The organism is Delftia sp. RIT313 (genome assembly GCF_000632165.1).
Taxonomy (GTDB): domain Bacteria; phylum Pseudomonadota; class Gammaproteobacteria; order Burkholderiales; family Burkholderiaceae_C; genus Comamonas; species Comamonas acidovorans.
In genome coordinates, this window is the sequence record NZ_JFYT01000016.1 from 1 (window position 1) to 2,521 (window position 2,521).

Annotated in this window: 1 protein-coding gene; it reads right to left on the reverse strand. The window is 66.4% G+C overall.

Annotated elements, in window-relative coordinates; translation table 11 throughout:
* Positions 1 to 2,433: RHS repeat domain-containing protein (locus tag BW39_RS03410; protein ID WP_043819785.1), on the reverse strand; the 2,433-nt coding region annotated here is incomplete at its 3' end.
* Positions 2,434 to 2,521 lie beyond the last annotated feature (88 nt).

Sequence of the window (2,521 nt, forward strand, 5' to 3'; positions counted from 1 at the left end):
GGCAAAGCGCGTGGTGCTGGCCAGGCGGCCGGCGGCATCGTAATTGAGGGCCACGAGGTAGCCTTCGGCATCCAGCGATCCCGTGCGCAGGCCGTCGGCATCGTAGAAATGGCGCGTGACGCGGTCGGCGGTGGCACTGGCCGTGGGTGCAATGACCGAAGCTGCGGGGCTGTTGCCCAGCGAGGCCGTGGCAGACGCGGACAGGGCGTTGGCATAGCGGCGCGTGGACATCAGGCGCGAGGCGCCGTCGTAGACGTTCTCGGTGACGCTGCCGTCGCTGCCCACGGTTTTGGCCAGGCGGCCGGCTGCGTCGTAGGCCATCCATTCGCTGCGGTCAGCCGCGCTGGCTGCGGGGCGGAGGGCGGCCAGCGTGACGGTGTTCGTCATCAGGGCGGTGTTGACCGCATTGGCATAGGCAATGGTGCGTGTCAACTGGCCCGAGCCGTTGTAGATGAACTCCTGCAGCCGGCCGGAGTGGCTGACCTCTGCGACCTTGCGGCCGGCCTCGTCGTAGACGATCCAGGACTTGGCCTGTGTGGTGTCCTGCACCACGCGCAGGCGTCCTGCTGCGTCATAGCTGTAGTTCAGGCTGGAGGAGACGGTGGGACTGGCCGTGTCCGTACGCTGACTGGACAGCAGTTGCCCAGCCACATCGTAAGTTCGCACCTCCTGCAACCCATTGGCCGACAGCACCACGATGCGCCGGCCCATGTCGTCATAGGTGGTCGTCGTGACCTGCCCCTTGGCGTTGGTCACCGTCAGCAGCCGCCCCAGGCCGTCATAGGCATAACTAGTGCTGCCGCCATTGCCATCAATGGTCTGCAGCAGTCGTCCGGCCTGGTCGTAGATATGGCGCGTGACCGTGCTGCCCGCCGCCAGCCCGTTGCCTGCGGCATCGGTGGCGGCATAGGTGGTGGTGACCTGGGCCTGGCCCCGGAAGTCCAGCACGTAGTCGGTGCGCTGCAGCTGCTGCAGGTTCTGCTGCCCGCTCCATGCCGACAGGGCGGCCTCGGTCGAGGCAGCGGCTGCACCATAGCGCGCCACCTGGTGCTGCAGCGTGCTGACGACCTCGCCATAGGCATTGCGCCGGTATTCGGTGACGCGGCCTTCGGCGCTGACGGCAAAGCGCAACTGCAGGCCCGTGGCATCGTCGTACACATAGCGCGTGGTCTGCGCGCCCGAGGCCTGGGCTGCGCCGTCGCCATCGGGGTCGGGCTGGGTGTAGACGGTCTCGCTGAGCAGGCGGTTGCTGCTGCTGTAGGTGCGCGTGATGGTGTTGCCTGCACCATCGCGCTGCAGCACCTGGTTGCCGTTGGCGTCATAGGCCATGAAGACCGTGCGCCCGTCCGCGTCGGTGCTGCGGATCAGGTCGCCGTTGGCGTTGTACTCGAAGCGCTGGACGGAAGAGACACCATTGGTGGCGGGCGAGGTGATGCTCAGCAGCTGGCCCTTGGCGTCATAGGCGTAGCTGGAGACCTTGCCGGCAGGGTCCGTGACCTGGGTGGTGCGTGTGGCAGTGTTGTAGGCAAAGCGCGTGGTCTGGCCCAGCGCGTCGCGCAGCGACGACACCTTGAACTCCGAGCCCACCTGCACATAGTCGATGGTCAGTTGGCTGCCGTCGCTCTGGGTCAGCGTGGCGATGCGGTTGCTGTCGCCATGGTAGGTGTAGCTGGTGCGGTAGAGCTTGCCGTCGGCCGTGGAGCCGTCCTGCGGCGCGAGATCGACCGCGACCTGGGACAGGCGGTTGCGCGTGTCATAGGCATAGCTGGTGCGCGTGGTGGTGGCGCCCTGGCTGTCCACCACCCGGATGCGGGTCAGCAGGTTGCCCGTGTACTCGTACTGGATGGACTCACCGCTGGGGTTGACCAGTTTGGCGATGTTGCCGTTGGCATCATAGGTGTAGGCCGTGGTGTTGCCGCTGGCGTCCACGGATTTGTCGAGGCGCCCGGTGGCGGTGTCGTGGAACTCGCGGTTGCCGGTGGCGCCATCGGTGAAGACGTAGCTGGAGTCTTGCTGCACGATGCGGTCATAGGCGCCGGCGCCATCGGTGCTCACATAGCTGCTGGAAGAAGCATCCCAGGAGAACAGGGCGCTTGCGCCATCGCGCTCGGTGCGGGTGATGGTGCTGCCCGCCTGGCCGTAGGTGCCTGAGAGCACGAGCTGGCGGCGGTAGAAGCCCGAGCTCCAGTTGTCTGCGTTGTCGTCATTGAGCAGGCCCTGGCTGTTGTAGGTGCGCACGGCCTGGAAGCCGCCGCCGTGGGCCACGAGCTGGTCGTCGTTGTGGGCGATGACGAGGTTGCCGGAGGCGACGTTGACGAAGACCTGCTCGCCACCACGCCCCTGGGAGGCGTTGCCCTGTGCGGCGCGTTGACCCAGTGTGGCCAGAGAGCTGTTGCCCAGACCCAGACTATTGCCGCTGACGATGCCAACCATGTGTGTCCCTTGATCGATGTGCATGGAGGGCCGCGAGGAAGGAGGCGGAGGATTCCGCAGGTTTCGGGGCCCATTCAGGCAATGCATC